The sequence below is a fragment of the Salmonella sp. A1325 genome (assembly GCF_056991255.1).
This window is the reverse complement of the sequence record NZ_JAMLWO010000001.1, coordinates 432816-448942: the sequence shown is the minus strand read 5'-3', so window position 1 is coordinate 448942 and position 16127 is coordinate 432816. Positions and strand designations below refer to the sequence as shown.

The 16127-nt window shown below is 52.7% G+C and carries 12 protein-coding genes; 4 read left to right on the top strand and 8 right to left on the bottom strand.

Annotated elements, in window-relative coordinates; genetic code table 11:
- Nucleotides 1-105 precede the first annotated feature (105 nt).
- Nucleotides 106-1134 carry a Mal regulon transcriptional regulator MalI gene (locus NAZ64_RS02310; protein WP_000951918.1) on the top strand — a complete coding sequence of 343 codons (1029 nt, stop codon included), beginning with the start codon at nt 106-108 and terminating at the stop codon, nt 1132-1134.
- A gap of 57 nt (nt 1135-1191) precedes the next feature.
- Here the strand turns inward: NAZ64_RS02310 and NAZ64_RS02305 are convergent, their stop codons facing one another.
- Complete coding sequence (locus NAZ64_RS02305; protein ID WP_483640866.1) at nt 1192-2700, bottom strand: YdgA family protein; 1509 nt, start codon at nt 2698-2700, stop codon at nt 1192-1194.
- Between the two features lie 102 nt (nt 2701-2802).
- On the bottom strand, nt 2803-3978 hold the full coding sequence (gene manA, locus NAZ64_RS02300) for a mannose-6-phosphate isomerase (protein ID WP_001170618.1): 1176 nt from the start codon (nt 3976-3978) through the stop codon (nt 2803-2805).
- Between the two features lie 199 nt (nt 3979-4177).
- Here manA and fumB point away from each other — a divergent pair, with 199 nt between their 5' ends.
- On the top strand, nt 4178-5824 hold the full coding sequence (gene fumB, locus NAZ64_RS02295) for a class I fumarate hydratase (protein ID WP_000066609.1): 1647 nt from the start codon (nt 4178-4180) through the stop codon (nt 5822-5824).
- 167 nt (nt 5825-5991) lie between these two features.
- Nucleotides 5992-7395, top strand: a complete 1404-nt coding sequence (gene fumC, locus NAZ64_RS02290; protein ID WP_000259117.1) for a class II fumarate hydratase — start codon at nt 5992-5994, stop codon at nt 7393-7395.
- Here fumC and tus read toward each other — a convergent pair.
- The 5 genes from tus to rstA all read right to left on the bottom strand — a co-directional run bounded on the left by tus (nt 7392) and on the right by rstA (nt 14031).
- Complete coding sequence (gene tus / locus NAZ64_RS02285) at nt 7392-8321, bottom strand: DNA replication terminus site-binding protein (RefSeq protein WP_220569214.1); 930 nt, start codon at nt 8319-8321, stop codon at nt 7392-7394. The genes fumC and tus overlap by 4 nt on opposite strands.
- Nucleotides 8322-8396: 75 nt before the next feature.
- On the bottom strand, nt 8397-9698 hold the full coding sequence (rstB, locus tag NAZ64_RS02280; RefSeq protein WP_078057580.1) for a two-component system sensor histidine kinase RstB: 1302 nt from the start codon (nt 9696-9698) through the stop codon (nt 8397-8399).
- Nucleotides 9699-9809: 111 nt separating this feature from the next.
- The gene (locus tag NAZ64_RS02275) at nt 9810-11516 is read right to left on the bottom strand and encodes an amidohydrolase (RefSeq protein ID WP_483640865.1); all 1707 of its coding nucleotides are present in this window, start codon (nt 11514-11516) and stop codon (nt 9810-9812) included.
- Between the two features lie 152 nt (nt 11517-11668).
- On the bottom strand, nt 11669-12820 hold the full coding sequence (gene ompS2, locus NAZ64_RS02270; RefSeq protein ID WP_094964512.1) for a porin OmpS2: 1152 nt from the start codon (nt 12818-12820) through the stop codon (nt 11669-11671).
- 479 nt (nt 12821-13299) lie between these two features.
- On the bottom strand, nt 13300-14031 hold the full coding sequence (gene rstA, locus NAZ64_RS02265) for a two-component system response regulator RstA (RefSeq protein WP_001080048.1): 732 nt from the start codon (nt 14029-14031) through the stop codon (nt 13300-13302).
- Nucleotides 14032-14157: 126 nt separating this feature from the next.
- Between rstA and NAZ64_RS02260 the strand changes: the two genes are divergently transcribed.
- Complete coding sequence (locus NAZ64_RS02260) at nt 14158-14493, top strand: GlpM family protein (RefSeq protein ID WP_000524877.1); 336 nt, start codon at nt 14158-14160, stop codon at nt 14491-14493.
- A 61-nt stretch (nt 14494-14554) separates the two neighbouring features.
- Here NAZ64_RS02260 and NAZ64_RS02255 read toward each other — a convergent pair whose 3' ends face one another.
- A complete protein-coding gene (locus NAZ64_RS02255) occupies nt 14555-15937 on the bottom strand; it encodes an amino acid permease (RefSeq protein WP_000412353.1) in 1383 nt (460 codons plus the stop codon).
- Nucleotides 15938-16127: the final 190 nt, after the last annotated feature.

The following is a 16127-nucleotide window of genomic DNA, read 5'->3' as shown; positions in this document are numbered from 1 at the left end:
AATTTTAGTGCGGCATTAATCACATTACTGACCGATAATAACGCGTATAAAGATAACGGATAGGTAAAACGTTTTATCTGTCAGATTCTGGAGCGATTTGTTGACATGGCTATCGCCAAAAAAATCACTATCCACGATGTTGCGCTGGCGGCTGGCGTGTCGGTGAGCACCGTTTCCTTAGTGCTGAGCGGCAAGGGGCGAATATCGGCCGCGACCGGCGAGCGCGTGAACGCGGCAATTGAACAACTGGGTTTTGTGCGTAACCGCCAGGCGTCCGCGCTGCGTGGCGGGCAAAGCGGCGTTATCGGTTTGATCGTGCGTGATTTATCGGCACCCTTTTATGCCGAATTGACCGCCGGGTTAACGGAAGCGCTGGAAGCGCAAGGCCGTATGGTTTTTCTCCTGCACGGGGGGAAAGATGGCGAACAGCTAAATCAGCGTTTTACCATGTTGCTCAATCAGGGCGTGGATGGCATGGTGATCGCCGGTGCGGCGGGCAGTAGCGAAGCGCTGAGAGCGCAGGCCGACGCACAAGGAATTCCGGTCGTGTTTGCGTCACGCGCCAGCTATCTTGATGATGCGGATACCGTTCGGCCTGACAACATGCAGGCGGCGCAGCTCCTGACGGAGTACCTTATTCGTCAGGGCCATCAGCGCATCGCCTGGCTGGGAGGACAAAGCGCATCTTTAACCCGCGCGGAGCGCGTGGGCGGCTATTGCGCGACGTTGTTAAAATACGGTCTACCGTTTCACAGCGAGTGGGTCGTGGAATGCGCTTCCAGTCAGAAACAGGCAGCAGAAAGCATTACCGCGCTGTTGCGATACAATCCGACCATTAGCGCTGTCGTTTGTTACAACGAAACCATTGCGATGGGGGCGTGGTTTGGCCTACTGAGAGCCGGACGACAGAGTGGCGAGAGCGGTGTCGATCGTTATTTCGAGCAGCAGGTGTCGCTGGCGGCGTTTGCTGATGTGGCGGAGAACGCCCTCGACGACCTGCCGATTATCTGGGCCAGTACGCCGGCGCGAGAAATAGGCTATACCCTGGCCGAACGAATATTGCAGCGTATTGCTCACGACGAGCACCATGTGCGGAGTCAAACGATAGCCGCTCGCCTGGTAACGCAAAAGTAGAGGCTGCGCGTCGTTCGGCGCAGACCGGGTGCAGCGTCGCGACACCCGGCAAGGCGATTATTGTTGAGGCAGCGCCGGAACGTCCGGAACGGAAAGCGCCGGCATCCCAAACAGGCCGACAAAGTCTTCCAACGGCATTTTTTGTCCGTTGAGCGTGATCTGGCCATTGGCGTACTGCAAACTGGAGGCGATAGTATTATCCTTCAGCGTTGTCAGTCGGAACATCTGACCCATTGCGGACAGCCCCTGCACCTGCTGTTTTGCCAGTTTTTCCGCATCATCCTGCTGATAGCCTTCCAGCTTTGCTATCTGCGTCATAAACTCGACCGTCATGTCCATTGGAATTGCCAGTTTCGCATCCAGCGATTTCACGGAGCGGTCGACTTCCTGCGCCAGCGTTTGCGGTTGTGCCGTTGTGGTTGCCGGATCTTTGAGGAACAGCGACAGATTCAGCGTGGTTTCCCCTTTGGCGTTTTTCCAGCTAAGCGGCGCCAGGGTCAGTACCGGATCGCCTTTTAACAGCACGGGGAGAGCGCTAAAGAACGCTTCAGTAACTTTTTGCTGATAAAGCTCAGGATTCTGCGCCACGTCCGGCTGATTCAACAGCGCCTGCGTTTGCGCATGATATTGCTGACTAAACTGGTGCCAGGCTTCGCCGTCGATTTGACCGACTTTCAGCGTTAATTTACCGCTGCCCAAATCCTGATTCTGCACTTTCAGGCTGTTAAGCGAGTAATCCAACTGGCTGTTAATGGTTTTTCCGTCGTTGACGAGATCGGACTTGCCGGCAATTTCCATCCCTTCCAGCACCGCCATCTCTTTACCCTCAATGGCGATGGACAGTTTATCCAGCGTTAACTTTTGGTCGCCTACACGCTCGCCAAAGCTTGCCAGCTTACTGGTACCGTCTGTTTTCAAATTATTAAAGGTGAGTTGGACCTTCTGATTATATTCGTTAACGGCATCGACCAGGCCGCTCTGCGCTTCGCCCGACAGCGAAACCACATTACCGTCTTTATCGGCGTTAAGCTGGAACTCGCCGCCGCTAAAGGCGACCTTTTCACCGGCATTCTCGTAGTTTAACGGCTTGAGAGAGATATCGGAGCGGGTATCGCCGCCATAACCAATGCGGGTATTGATAACAAAGGGCGTGTCGCCTTTCGCGATATCAAAGAGGGGTTTTGCCGCATCGTTATTCACCAGGGTGGTTTTTACCGACGCCATAGAAGGGATCAGATTGAGCGTTTTGAGCTGGGCGAGCGGGAAGGGGCCATGTGAAACGGACTCGTCCAGCACAATGCTTTGCCCGGGCTTCAACCAGGTATTGTCTGCGCCGGCAACCGGTTTGACAACCAGTTGCAGATGGCTACTGAACACGCCACGCTGGTAGTTTTGATAACTTAATTCGACACCGGCCTCCGGCGCAGTACGCTTGAGCTGTTCATTGGCCTGAGTCACCATTTCTGCAAGATGGTTCTCCAGCTTTTTCCCCGTATACCAGGCACCGCCTGTCCAGACGATGCCAAGTGCAATCACTACACCTGCAGCTACCAGTGTTTTTTTCATATCAATTGTCCATAAAAATGAAACCAGGCGGATTAAACCGCCTGGAGGAGTTTTACGTCTGTTATAAGCTTAGCAAGAGTTGTTAAAAAATTCAGTACGTTGCTACAGCTTGTTATAAACACGCGCTAAACGGCCCGTGCCGCTGGCGTTAACCGGAGACTCATCCGCGCCGATAAAGGCAGATTCACCCGGCTTCAGTACCAGACGCTGTTCATCTTTACGTAACACCGCCTCACCCTCAACGCAGAACAGAATCGCGGCGCTGTGTTGGCCGATGCTCGTCTCCTGAAGCGCCAGGTCGTGCAGTGAAAAAGCAAAATCGTCAACCGGAATTGGGAAGTCCAGCTCCGCGCCGCTTTTTACCGGGGCAGTCAGCAACTCGCCGGCAGGCTTAGGTTCGAACTTCACGTTCGCGACCAGCTCAGGGATGTCGATATATTTTGGCGTAAGGCCAGCGCGCAGAACGTTATCGGAGTTCGCCATGACTTCCAGCGCAACGCCCTGCAGATAAGCGTGAGGCGTTTCGGCAAACAGGAACATCGCTTCGCCGGGATTCAGTTTGACCACATTCAGCAACAAAGGAGAGAAAAGCCCGCTGTCGTCAGGATAATATTCTGAAATCACGCGGATCGTTTGCCACGGTTCGCCTTGCTGGCTGTTAAGCGCCGCTTTGAGTACGGCTAACGCGCGGGATTTTTCTTCGCCTTGCATATTCAACAGGCTGGCGAAAAGCTGGCTCAGACGTTCAGCGTTCGGCGCCTGCAAAAAGTGGGCGATAGCGGAATGCGCGCCGGCGATAGGTTGCAGTAAAGAGACAATGTCAGAAAATTCGCGGAACGCGTTCATCGCCAGGAAAGGCGTCAGGGCAAAAACCAGCTCTGGTTTATGGTTAGGATCTTTATAGTTCCGCTCTGCGGCATCCATGGGGATACCCGCCGCATTTTCTTTCGCGAAACCGATTTCGGAGTTGCGTTTATTCGGGTGCACCTGAATAGAGAGCGGTTGTGCGGCGCACAGTACTTTAAACAGAAACGGCAGTTCGCCGAAACGGTTGGCTACCGCTTCGCCCAGCATGGCGGTTTTATTCTTTTCGATGGCGTCACGCAGGGAGACGGTTTCGCCGTTGGCGGTGGTGATTCGCGAGCTGCTTTTGGGATGCGCGCCCATCCAGAGTTCAGCCATTGGCTGCTGCTGCGGATTGGCGATGCCATAAAGTTCCGTTAACGCAGTTTTACTTCCCCAGGCATAGTTTTGCACTGAGTTAATGAGTTTTTGCATTATCAAGCCCTGTTTCAATGTGGAGATTAATGGGAGGTATTAAACCAAGAAACCCGCATGAAGTAACCTCCGGGCGTAAAAAGTCGTACTTGTCTCAGTTTTTGTTAAAAAATTGTGTAGGATAGTGTTACTCGCTTTGAGTCGGGCAATGGAACACCTGCCCAGAGAATAACCATACCGAGCGGTAAGTGAGAGCACAATGTCAAACAAACCCTTCTTTTATCAAGACCCTTTTCCCCTCAAAAAGGACGATACCGAGTACTACTTGTTGACCAGCGAACATGTTTCCGTCGCCGAATTTGAAGGACAGGAGATCCTGAAAGTCGCGCCGGAAGCGCTAACGTTGTTGGCGCGTCAGGCCTTCCACGATGCGTCTTTTATGCTACGTCCCGCGCATCAGCAGCAGGTGGCGGATATTCTGCGCGATCCGCAGGCCAGTGAAAACGACAAATATGTCGCGCTGCAATTCCTGCGAAACTCCGATATCGCGGCCAAGGGCGTGTTGCCCACCTGCCAGGATACCGGTACGGCCATTATTGTCGGCAAAAAAGGCCAACGCGTCTGGACTGGTGGAGGTGATGAAGCAGCGCTGGCTCGCGGCGTATATAACACCTATATCGAAGATAACCTGCGCTATTCGCAAAACGCGGCGCTGGATATGTACAAAGAGGTCAATACCGGTACTAACCTGCCGGCGCAGATCGATCTCTACAGCGTCGATGGCGATGAATATAAATTCCTCTGTATCGCTAAAGGCGGCGGATCGGCGAATAAAACCTACCTCTATCAGGAGACAAAAGCGCTTCTGACGCCGGGTAAGCTCAAAAATTATCTCGTTGATAAGATGCGTACGCTGGGCACCGCCGCCTGTCCGCCGTATCACATCGCGTTTGTCATTGGCGGCACCTCGGCGGAAGCGAACCTGAAGACCGTTAAGCTGGCCTCGGCAAAATACTATGATGCGCTACCGACCGAAGGCAATGAACACGGGCAGGCTTTCCGCGATATTGAACTGGAAAAAGAATTGTTGCTTGAGGCGCAAAATCTTGGCTTAGGCGCGCAGTTCGGCGGCAAATATTTCGCTCACGATATTCGTGTCATCCGATTGCCGCGCCACGGGGCATCGTGTCCGGTAGGTATGGGCGTGTCCTGCTCCGCGGATCGAAATATTAAAGCGAAGATCAACCGGGAAGGGATCTGGATCGAGAAGCTGGAGCGCAATCCCGGTAAATATATTCCTGAGGCGCTGCGCCAGGCGGGAGAGGGCGAGGCGGTGCGCGTTGATCTTAACCGTCCCATGAGCGAGATACTGCAACAACTGTCGCAGTATCCGGTATCAACGCGCCTGTCGCTGAACGGCACGATTATTGTGGGCCGCGATATCGCGCACGCTAAACTGAAAGAACGGATGGACAGAGGCGAAGGTTTGCCGCAGTACATCAAAGATCATCCTATCTATTATGCGGGGCCGGCAAAAACGCCGGAAGGGTACGCCTCCGGGTCGCTTGGGCCGACTACCGCAGGACGGATGGACTCTTATGTTGATCAGCTCCAGTCGCAGGGCGGCAGTATGATCATGCTGGCGAAAGGCAACCGCAGCCAGCAGGTGACCGATGCCTGTAAGAAACATGGCGGCTTCTACCTGGGCAGTATCGGCGGCCCGGCAGCCGTTCTGGCGCAGGGCAGTATCAAGCGCCTGGAGTGCGTGGAATATCCTGAACTGGGTATGGAGGCTATCTGGAAAATTGAAGTGGAGGATTTTCCGGCCTTTATTCTGGTGGATGATAAAGGTAACGATTTCTTCCAGCAGATTCAGTCATCGCAGTGCGCGCGCTGCGTTAAGTAATGTCGCCGCCCTGCGGGGCGGTAACATGATTCGCTATTTTGCCGGAGAACGGCGCAAGCGCCTTATCCGGTCTACACCGTTGTGTTGTTATCGTTAATACTCATAAGACCGCAAACATGTGAGCAATGTCGACACATGATCTCATCAACTTGAGTAAGGAGCAGGTAATGGTAACGGTACGCCGCGAGAAAGATTCAATGGGCGCGATTGAAGTCCCGGCAGATAAACTGTGGGGGGCGCAGACTCAACGTTCGCTGGAGCATTTTCGGATTTCCACGGAGAAAATGCCCGTCTCGCTCATTCACGCTCTGGCGTTGACCAAGCGCGCTGCTGCGAAGGTCAACCAGGACTTAGGGTTGTTGGCGGCGGAAAAAGCCAGCGCGATTATCCAGGCGGCTGATGAAGTGCTGGCGGGAAAACATGCTGATGAGTTTCCGCTGGCGATTTGGCAGACCGGGTCCGGTACGCAAAGCAACATGAATATGAATGAGGTGTTAGCGAACCGCGCCAGTGAAATTTTGGGCGGCGTTCGCGGTATGGAACGCAAGGTGCATCCCAATGATGACGTCAATAAGAGTCAAAGCTCAAACGATGTGTTCCCAACCGCCATGCACGTGGCGGCGTTACTGGCGTTACGCGAACACCTTATCCCGCAATTATCCGCATTAACGGATACGCTTCGCGATAAATCCCACGCTTTCGCCGATATTGTCAAAATTGGCCGTACTCACCTGCAGGACGCGACGCCGCTCACCTTAGGCCAGGAGATTTCCGGTTGGGTAGCCATGCTGGAACATAACCTCAGGCACATTGAGCACAGTTTACCGCACGTCGCGGAACTGGCGCTCGGCGGAACCGCAGTAGGGACAGGGCTTAATACCCACCCGGAATATGCCCGGCGCGTGGCCGAGGAACTGGCGACGATTACCGCAGCGCCGTTTGTTACCGCCCCGAATAAATTCGAAGCGCTGGCGACCTGTGACGCGTTGGTACAGGCGCATGGCGCATTAAAAGGGCTGGCGGCCTCGCTGATGAAAATCGCCAACGATGTTCGCTGGCTGGCGTCCGGCCCGCGCTGTGGTATTGGCGAGATTGCTATCCCGGAGAATGAGCCAGGCAGTTCCATTATGCCTGGTAAAGTGAATCCGACCCAGTGTGAAGCGGTAACGATGCTATGTTGCCAGGTGATGGGTAACGATGTGGCCATCAATATGGGGGGCGCATCGGGCAACTTTGAGCTCAACGTCTATCGTCCGATGGTTATTCATAATTTTCTGCAAACGGTGCGCCTGCTGGCCGATGGCATGGCGAGTTTCAATCAACACTGTGCGTCAGGAATCGAGCCAAACCGCGAGCGTATTACGCAGTTGCTGAATGAGTCGCTGATGCTGGTCACTGCGCTCAATACGCACATCGGTTACGATAAAGCGGCGGAGATTGCGAAGAAGGCGCATAAAGAAGGGCTGACGCTCAAAGCCTCAGCCGTGGCATTAGGATACCTTAGCGACGAGGAGTTCGACGCCTGGGTACGTCCGGAGTTGATGGTTGGCAGTATGACGCCGGGACGTTAATCCGCCACATACAGGTGCAGTCGCGGAATAATCAGTCGCAGCGGCTGCGCCTGTGGTTTAAAACGGTGCTGAATATTATCGGCGTCATAGTTTTCCAGCCCGCCAATATCCGGTACGCCAGCGCCGTTGTCCGTGTTGATTAATGCGATAATCGGCGTGGGGCAGGCGTGTTGCACCTGTTTCTGCTGGCCTTTATACCAGATGCGGGCGATCGGCTGTACTTTAACCGGACGCTTAATCTTGAGTCGGGCCTGCTGCGGTAAGGCAGCGATATCCTGATATTCCCGTTCCAGCTTGAATTGCCATTGTTCGCGCGTCCACGGCGGGACGCTGCGCGGCGACGCGAGGCTTTTTTTCAACTGGCTCAGAACCTCATCCCGGCTTAAATTTTTAATAATATGTTTATTTGCCCAGCCGAAACGTATGGTGGCGGGGTTATTGATAAGCGTCAGCGTGCGGTAAGCGTTCAGCGTAATTAAGCCGGGTAGATGCCGATGCACCCACTCAAAACGTGCCGCTGAGGGAAGACCGGACTCTACCGTAACCATCTGCTCGAAGGTGGTTTTCAACTGGTTAATGCGCTGTACCTGATTTTCCAGATCTAACTGTGTCGCATTATCCACTTGATAGCATAAGACGCCAGGCAGGCGGACGGCGGCTTTACTGCTGCGGTTTTCGGACTGCTGTTGAATAAACAAATGGCGATAGTGACGTAGCGCCAGCGCTTCGGCCTCTTTTCCCAGATGTTGCGTTACCTCGATAGTATCCAGCGGCGCATGTTCCGCCTCTTTGGTCACCTGCGGCAGTGAAAAGACACGGGCGATAAGTAGCGAATGCTGCTGTAGATTATTCGTCAGCGCCGCCAGGTGTTGTTCTATCTGGCGAAAAGTGCCATTCAGGCGTTCAACGAGATCGTAGCGTGACATGGTATTACTCACTTTAGTTACAACATACTATCTGTATAGCACAGTTCCCGCCGCTCAACCAGCGTGCAAAATACGTCAGGCAGCGGTCATGTCGGGCATCGCGTGCCAGACCGGCCAGTGAAAGCTAAATTTTGCGCCGCCCAGTTCGCTCTCGTCACAGACGACGCTACCGCCCATCGCCAGGGCGATAGAGTGTACGATGGCGAGTCCCAGCCCGCAGCCGCCTGTCGCCCGGTCTCTACTGGGGTCGAGTCTGACAAAAGGTTCAAATATGCGCTCACGCGCATCCGCTTCAATGCCGGGGCCGTCATCTTCGACTATCAGCGTTGCCTGACTGCCGTCGAGTAACAGGCTGACCTGAACGGTGGTACGACTGTAGCGCAACGCATTATTCAGCAGGTTATCCAGCACTCGCGACATTAACCGCATATCAAGCGCGCCATAATCGCCGATTACACATGTGACAAGGTTTACGGCGCGTTCCGGGGTCACGCTCTGCACATCCTGCAAATGCGCGAGCAACCAGGCGGGGAGGTCGGGTTCGGTCAACATCAGTTCATTTTGCGGTCGGTCAAGGCGCGCATAGGTGAGCAGTTCTTCAATCAGCGCTTCCAGTTGACCAATATCGCGATTGAGCGCCTGTGATTCCGGCGGTGCCAGATTTTCACTCATTTCAAGCCGATAGCGTAAACGTACCAGCGGCGTGCGAAGTTCGTGGGCGATACCGTCAATCAGCTGTTTTTTACTGGCGATCAGAGCATTAATATTATCCGCCATCTGGTTGAACGCGACGCCCAGACGTTCGAAACTGGAACCATTATCGAAGTGCAGGCGTTCAGTCAAATGACCCTCGCCAAAGCGCTGCGCGGCGGATTCGAGCCTGAGCATTTCTTGCCAGTGCGGGCGCATCCAGATAAACACAGGAAAGGCGAGAGAAAAGGCAATGAGCGCCATTAAGGCGATATCCAGCAGTCGCATTTGATGCAGGAAATAGAGATAGGGAACCGGGCCAACCGCCAGGACGTAATGGCTGCGCGGGATACGTTGAATAAAGGTGTATTGATCGTCAAGCGCGACAATATCGCCTTCACGCAGTCGCTGCGTGGTGGCGGCATCAAGCTTATAGTGATTTAACGGTTCAACGCGTAAATCGAAAGAGAGGTTCAGGTCCATCTCTTTTAACGTTTTCCCCCATTCACGCGGCGGAATTTCCCGCAGTTCGCTGCGCATCAGATAGAGCGAACTTTTCATCAGATCGTCGAGCGATTGCCTGCCCGCGCGTTCGGCGGTGAATTTGTACACCAGCCCGACCAATAAGGTCATGACCAGAAAACAGACGAACAGCAAAAGGTAAAACTGCACAAACAGCTTTTTCATCAACGCCCACCGGATATCAATACATTAACTCTATCGCGGCGCTGGCGGAAAAGATTTCCCGTCAGCGCCGCTGGTGGGTTATAAAAGCAGGCTTTGCGTCAACTGACAACCTCATTGTCCGGCGTTAAGGTCCGGACTTTCGTGAACAATGCGTCCATCGACAAGCGTCAAAACAGCGCGAATGGTATCAATCCTGTTTTCCGGCATCGTCATAAATGGCTGATTGAGTACCGCCAGATCGGCCTGTTTTCCGACGCTAAGCTGGCCGCGGTGTTGTTCGGCAAAGGCGAGCCAGGCGGCATGACGTGTATATAACGCTAGCGCTTCCAGACGCGTGAGCCGCTCGCTGGCGGGTTTACGCACGGAACCGCCTGACGCTATACCGGTGATATGATATTCGATGGCGTGCCAGACACCGGCAATGCCAATACGCGTCGAATCGGTGCCGCCAGCTACGACAAGTCCTTTATCCAGCGCCAGTCGAACCGGCGGCGAATTGTCCGTCGTGCCGGGTGGGTTGGCGTCACGGATGGCAAGCCCCTCAAAGTAAGGCCCCATTTGCACAGTGTATGCCAGACCCAGCTTACGCATTCGCTCAAGCGTCTGTGGCGAACCGGTATTCAGGTGCGCAATAGACCAGCGCAGAGGGCGCAGATCGTACTGCTGCGCTACCTGCTCAAAAATCGTCAATATCGCGTCGGCGCTGTCATCGGTATATGCATGGATCTCAAGCGGTATTCCCCGTTTTGCCGCAAACGTCGCGACCTGGCGAAGCGCGGTTTTGTCTTGCTCTGAGGAAGAAAAACCTGGGGCCATCCGCACGCCGTCATTCATTCCGGCCACCAGGCTTTCCCCCAGGCCAAGAAAAGCCAGTTGCCCGTCATCGGCACGCGCCGGGCGAAAGGCCATCAGGTTGCTGAACCACTGCGCTTCATGACCTTTCGCTTCTGGCTGTACCGGAATGCGATACCCCACGCGCAGCGGTAAATCCCCCTGGTTTCGCATTGCAAATAAAGGCTCATAAGCGGCGGCAGGCCCGGCAGAGGGGTCAATGATGCCGGTCACGCCGCGAGCGTTCATATCAGCGAAAAATTGCCGCAGACCACCCTCACGATCGGCGTTACTACTTATGCTGGCAAAAAGCTGATTGAACGCGGCGATGTCACCAAATAATTTCCCCGTGGCGCTACCTTTTGCGTCGCGCTCTACGCGGATTCCCGCTAAATCAGGAGGAGGGGTGTCGTTAAGGCCAAGTACGTCTATACCGCGCTGATTCACTAACGCATAGTCGTAAAGATACTGAATATAAGCCGGATGATCGGGAAGGGCGTGGCTCAATTCGGCTACCGTCGGCGCCCGGTTTTCTGCAAATTGCGCCGGTATCCACGATCCCACTACGGCTAACCATTGATCGTGGGGACGACGGTTCGCGTCGGCGCGTAATTTATCCAGCGCGTCTTTAAGCGAAGGGCTGTCGTACCAGTAGGTTTCGAATGTCCAGGTTTGTCCGCCGCGAATGGCGTGGATATGGGTATCGGTCAGGCCGGGTATCACGGTTTTACCCTGTAAATCGATGGTACGGGTATGGTCGCCGCGCCATTCATTTGTCGCCGTATCATCGCCAATCGCCACAATCCGCGAGCCGGAAATCGCCAGCGCGCTGGCCTGCGGCTGGGCATCATTCAGAGTGATGATATTACCGTTATGCAAAATAATATCCGCTGCCGGGCGGGCGGCGGTGGCTGCGCCTGTGGCCATGAGCAGAAAGAGAAGCGCGGTTCTGGAAAGCAGAGGCGGGACGAGACTGATCATTAGCATGTTCCTTTTGTCGGGCGATAAGCAAACCATAGAGAGCGAACAAGAATTGTTCAATCTGTGCCCAGGGAACAGTGCGTTCTGTTTTTAGAACGGTGGTGATAGAAAAAGAAAAGCCCGCCGAAACGGCGGGCTTGGGAAGAATTAATGAATAATTAGAACTGGTAAACCATACCCAGCGCGACGATATCATCAGTGCTGATACCGGCATCTTTATAGAACTGGTCGTCATCATCCAGCAGGTTGATTTTATAATCAACATAGGTGGAGAAGTTTTTGTTGAAATAGTAGGTAGCACCTACATCAGCATATTTAACCAGGTCTTTATCATCGCCATTAACGTTGTTATAGGTCAGATCTTTACCTTTAGACATCAGGAAAGAAACCGCCGGGCGCAGACCGAAATCAAATTGATATTGGGCTGTAACTTCGAAGTTTTGCGTTTTGTTTGCTACGCCGCCAGCATAACCCGTGTCCGTTTTACCATAAGGCGTCATATTACGGGTTTCAGAATACATAGTCGCTAAATAGATGTTGTTGGCATCATATTTCAAGCCAGCTGTCCAGGCATCCGCTTTGTCGCCGCCAGCAATCGTGCCGCCAGCATTGACTTGCTCATTAGTACGATCGGAAGTGGTATACGCAGCGCCTGCGCTGAAGCCCATGCCAATATCATAGGTAGTAGAAATACCGAAGCCATCACCGTTATCGTAACGAATATCGTCGCCATTATTACGGTTATTGGTACCGATATTTACATCGTCAGCGCTTTGGCTTTCATTTTTACCCTGATATTGCAACGCGAAGTTCAGACCGTCTACCAGACCGAAGAAATCAGTGTTACGGTAGGTGGCCACGCCGTTAGCACGACCGGTCATGTAGTTGTCAGCGTAAGTATAGGAGTCGCCGCCGAACTCAGGCAGCATATCGGTCCAGCCTTCCACGTCGTACAGGACGCCGTAGTTACGACCATAGTCGAATGAGCCGTAGTCGCCGAATTTCAGGCCGGCGAATGCCAGACGAGTCCAGGAATTAGCACCTTCGCCTTCGGTAGTGTTAGCCTGAACGTTATATTCCCACTGGCCGTAACCGGTCAGTTGGTCGTTAATCTGTGTTTCGCCTTTAAAGCCGAAACGCATATAGGTCTGATCGCCATCTTTAGAAGAGTCATCAGAGAAATAGTGCAGGCCGTCTACTTTCCCGTAAAGGTCCAGCTTATTGCCGTCTTTGTTATAGACTTCAGCGGCGTGTGCCGCGCCAGCAGCCAGCAGAGCCGGGATGACAAGTGCCAATACTTTTCTTTTCATTTTTTTATCCTTAAAAACTTAACTTATTTGCAAAAGATTGAACTTCTACAGATTCGTTGAATCAAAGGCATCCTAATCTGAATAATATTATTTCAGCAAATGCTAACTTTTCTTATATGTTATTAATTAATACAAAAGTTACTATCGGAAACGCATATATTTACGGTGAATATATTTGTTATTATATATTCATGATTATGATTTGTTTGATTTCACAATTTGTGAAAAAAGACGGCAATATAGCGCCGGGCAGACATTCTGTTATCAATTTTGTGAACTGGCTTCGAGTTTTTTTAATTTAATTTTCTTGAGCGAAAAAGACGTAATGATGAACCACAACGCAGAGAAAACGGTAATAAAGGGGCCGTTTCGACTAATAAAAATAGCATTCATGTATACAATGTCTGTTTTTTGAACAGTGGCGGTGATGAGCATCGCCACTATGACTTGATAAAGGCAGGTAAAATCTATCGGCTAACTTATCCCGTCGTTTCGTCCCAGGCATGAGGGGCAAAAAGATAGCCTTTATTGCGAATGGTCTTTATACGATAGGGCTCAGCAGCGCTATCCAGCAGTTTCTTACGCAAGCGGGAAATCGCCACATCCACGCTGCGATCCAGACCATCATAATTGACGCCGCGCAGCGTTTTTAGCAACGCGTCGCGATCCATAATTTGTCCGGCGTGTGTCGCCAGTTCCCAGAGCAATTCAAAATCGGCGGTGGAGAGCGATATGAAATCGCCGTTGAGCTGGACCGCCCGGTTAAGGGGATCGATGGTTAACGCGCCAAAACGCAGCGCTTTATGCGGCGTAAGCGCGCTCTCCTGAAGACTTTTTGCCTGTTGCGTTTGTTCGCTTTGCCGCAGGTGTAAGCGCAGACGCGCCAGCAAAACGGCCGGAGGCGTGGTTTTAAGGATGTAGTCGCAGGCGCCCATCTCCAGCGCCAGAATATGATTCATATCACTGTCCAGCGAGGTGAGCAGGACAATCGGGCCTTGCCAGCGGTGGCGTAAATCGCGGCATATCGTCATGCCATCTTTACCTGGAAGCATAATATCCAGTAAAACCAGGTCGGGCTGAGTGGTGAGGATAAGATCTTCCGCCCGGTCACCACGCGGCTCAACAATGACATCAATATCATGTTTCGCCAGATAAGCGGCAATGAGAGAACCCACTTCAGCGTCGTCTTCAACAAATACAATGCGGTTCATATTATAAATGGAGAATAGAAAACGCCAACATACACCGCCTCTGTTTTCCCTTCCATAAATCTTTTCTAAACGAGAGAGGTTCCGTTATGCTACACGCTGTTGTTATTAGCGTGTTAAGGCAAGGTAATGGGACTCGTGATTAAAGCTGCCCTGGGGGCGCTGGTCGTCGTATTGATTGGTCTTCTGTCAAAAACGAAAAATTATTATATCGCCGGATTAATTCCTCTGTTTCCAACGTTTGCGCTTATCGCGCACTATATCGTGGCCAGCGAGCGGGGCATCGACGCGATGCGTACCACCATCGTCTTTAGCATGTGGTCGATCATTCCTTATTTCATTTATCTTGCAACGCTATGGTATTTCAGCGGCGTGATGCGCCTGCCCGTCGCGCTTGGCGGTGCGGTGGTCTGCTGGGGGCTAAGCGCGTGGCTGCTGATTTTTTGCTGGATTAAATGGCATTAATATTGGCAAAGACCGTGGTTTCCCCATCGTAATACAGACGGATATTACGATGGGGAGGTTGTTAACCCACCAGCATCCACGTAGCCGGAACCGCTGCGACCAGCAATAAACCAATCAGCACGACTTCCTGACGATTTAATACATTGTCATGCTTGTGCGTCCGACGCGCATACAGGAAAACCAGTAATCCAGGCGCGTACAGTACGACGGACAGCAGCAGGTGCATGGGACCCGACGCATATAATAACCATAAGCCATAAATACAGGCTCCGATACCGACCGCCCGATGGAGGGGACGCGTTGCAATCTTCAGCAGAAATGCGCCGACCAGAAAGTAGGGCACCAGAATCATTTCTGACGCAATCGTCAATAGCGTGTTGTAGTCTGAACCGGTAAGCCAGATCAGTACCAGACAGATTTGCACACAGATATTGGTGAGCCATAACGACGCAGAAGGCGCGCCTTGCGCATTTTGTCGCGCGAAGATGCCCGGGAAGGATTTATAGGCTGCCGCCAGAAACGGTACCTCCGCCGCCATGATAGTCCAGCTTAGATAAGCCCCGCAGACAGACACAATCAGTCCCGCCGCAATAATAATTTCTCCCCACGGCCCCATCATTTTTACCATCAGTCCGGCCATCGACGGGTTGCGCATCTCCGCCAGTTCTGGACGCGCAAGAACACCAAGAGAAAGCAGAGTGACCAGGAGATATATTCCCAGCGCTGCGAGTACCGCCAGTAGCGTGGCGCGGCCTACATCGCGTTTATTTTTCGCTCGGGCCGAGACGACGACGGCGCCTTCAACGCCAATAAACACCCACAGCGTAATAAGCATGGTGTTCTTGACCTGTTCCCATACGGGAATACCGAGTTCAACACCGGTGAAGTCCAGTGTGAAGGTATCCAGTTTGAACATCATGATAGCCAGCACAATAAACGCGCCGAGCGGCAACAGTTTCGCCAGAGTCGCAACCAGATTGATGCTGGCTGCCGTTTGTACGCCGCGCAGGATGAGGAAATGGACAATCCAGAGCAGGACTGAAGCGCCAACAATAGCCTGCCAGGTATTACCGTCGCCAAACAGACGCAGCGCAGGCGTATCGGTAAAGAAACTCAGCGCTGAAAAAACGATAACCAAATAGGATACGTTGGCGATGACCGCGCACAGCCAATAGCCCCAGGCAGAACAAAAGCCAATCAGTTCGCCGAAGCCTTCGCGGGCGTAAGTAAAGATACCGCCGTCAAGCTCGGAGCGAATGCGCGTGAGGATTAACATGGCGAATGCCAGTAAGAGTATCCCCACGCCGGTAATGGCCCAGCCAATTAACAACGCAGCCGGACTGGCAACGGCGGCCATATTCTGGGGCAGACTGAAAACACCTGCGCCAAGCATTGAGCTTAAAACCAGCGCGGTCAGCGCGCTCAGTCCCAGTTTTTTTTCCATTGGTATCCAGCTATAAAAATGAAATTGGAAGAATAATTATTATGGCAAAACGCATAAAAATGGTGAAAGCCACTAAGGCGCGGGATTTTACGGAGAGAAGGGACCGCATGCAACGGCCTGGATAAGATTTATCGCCAAAAAAGCGAAAAGTGAGATTCATCGCGATATTTGACGGAACGGGCATCCCGCG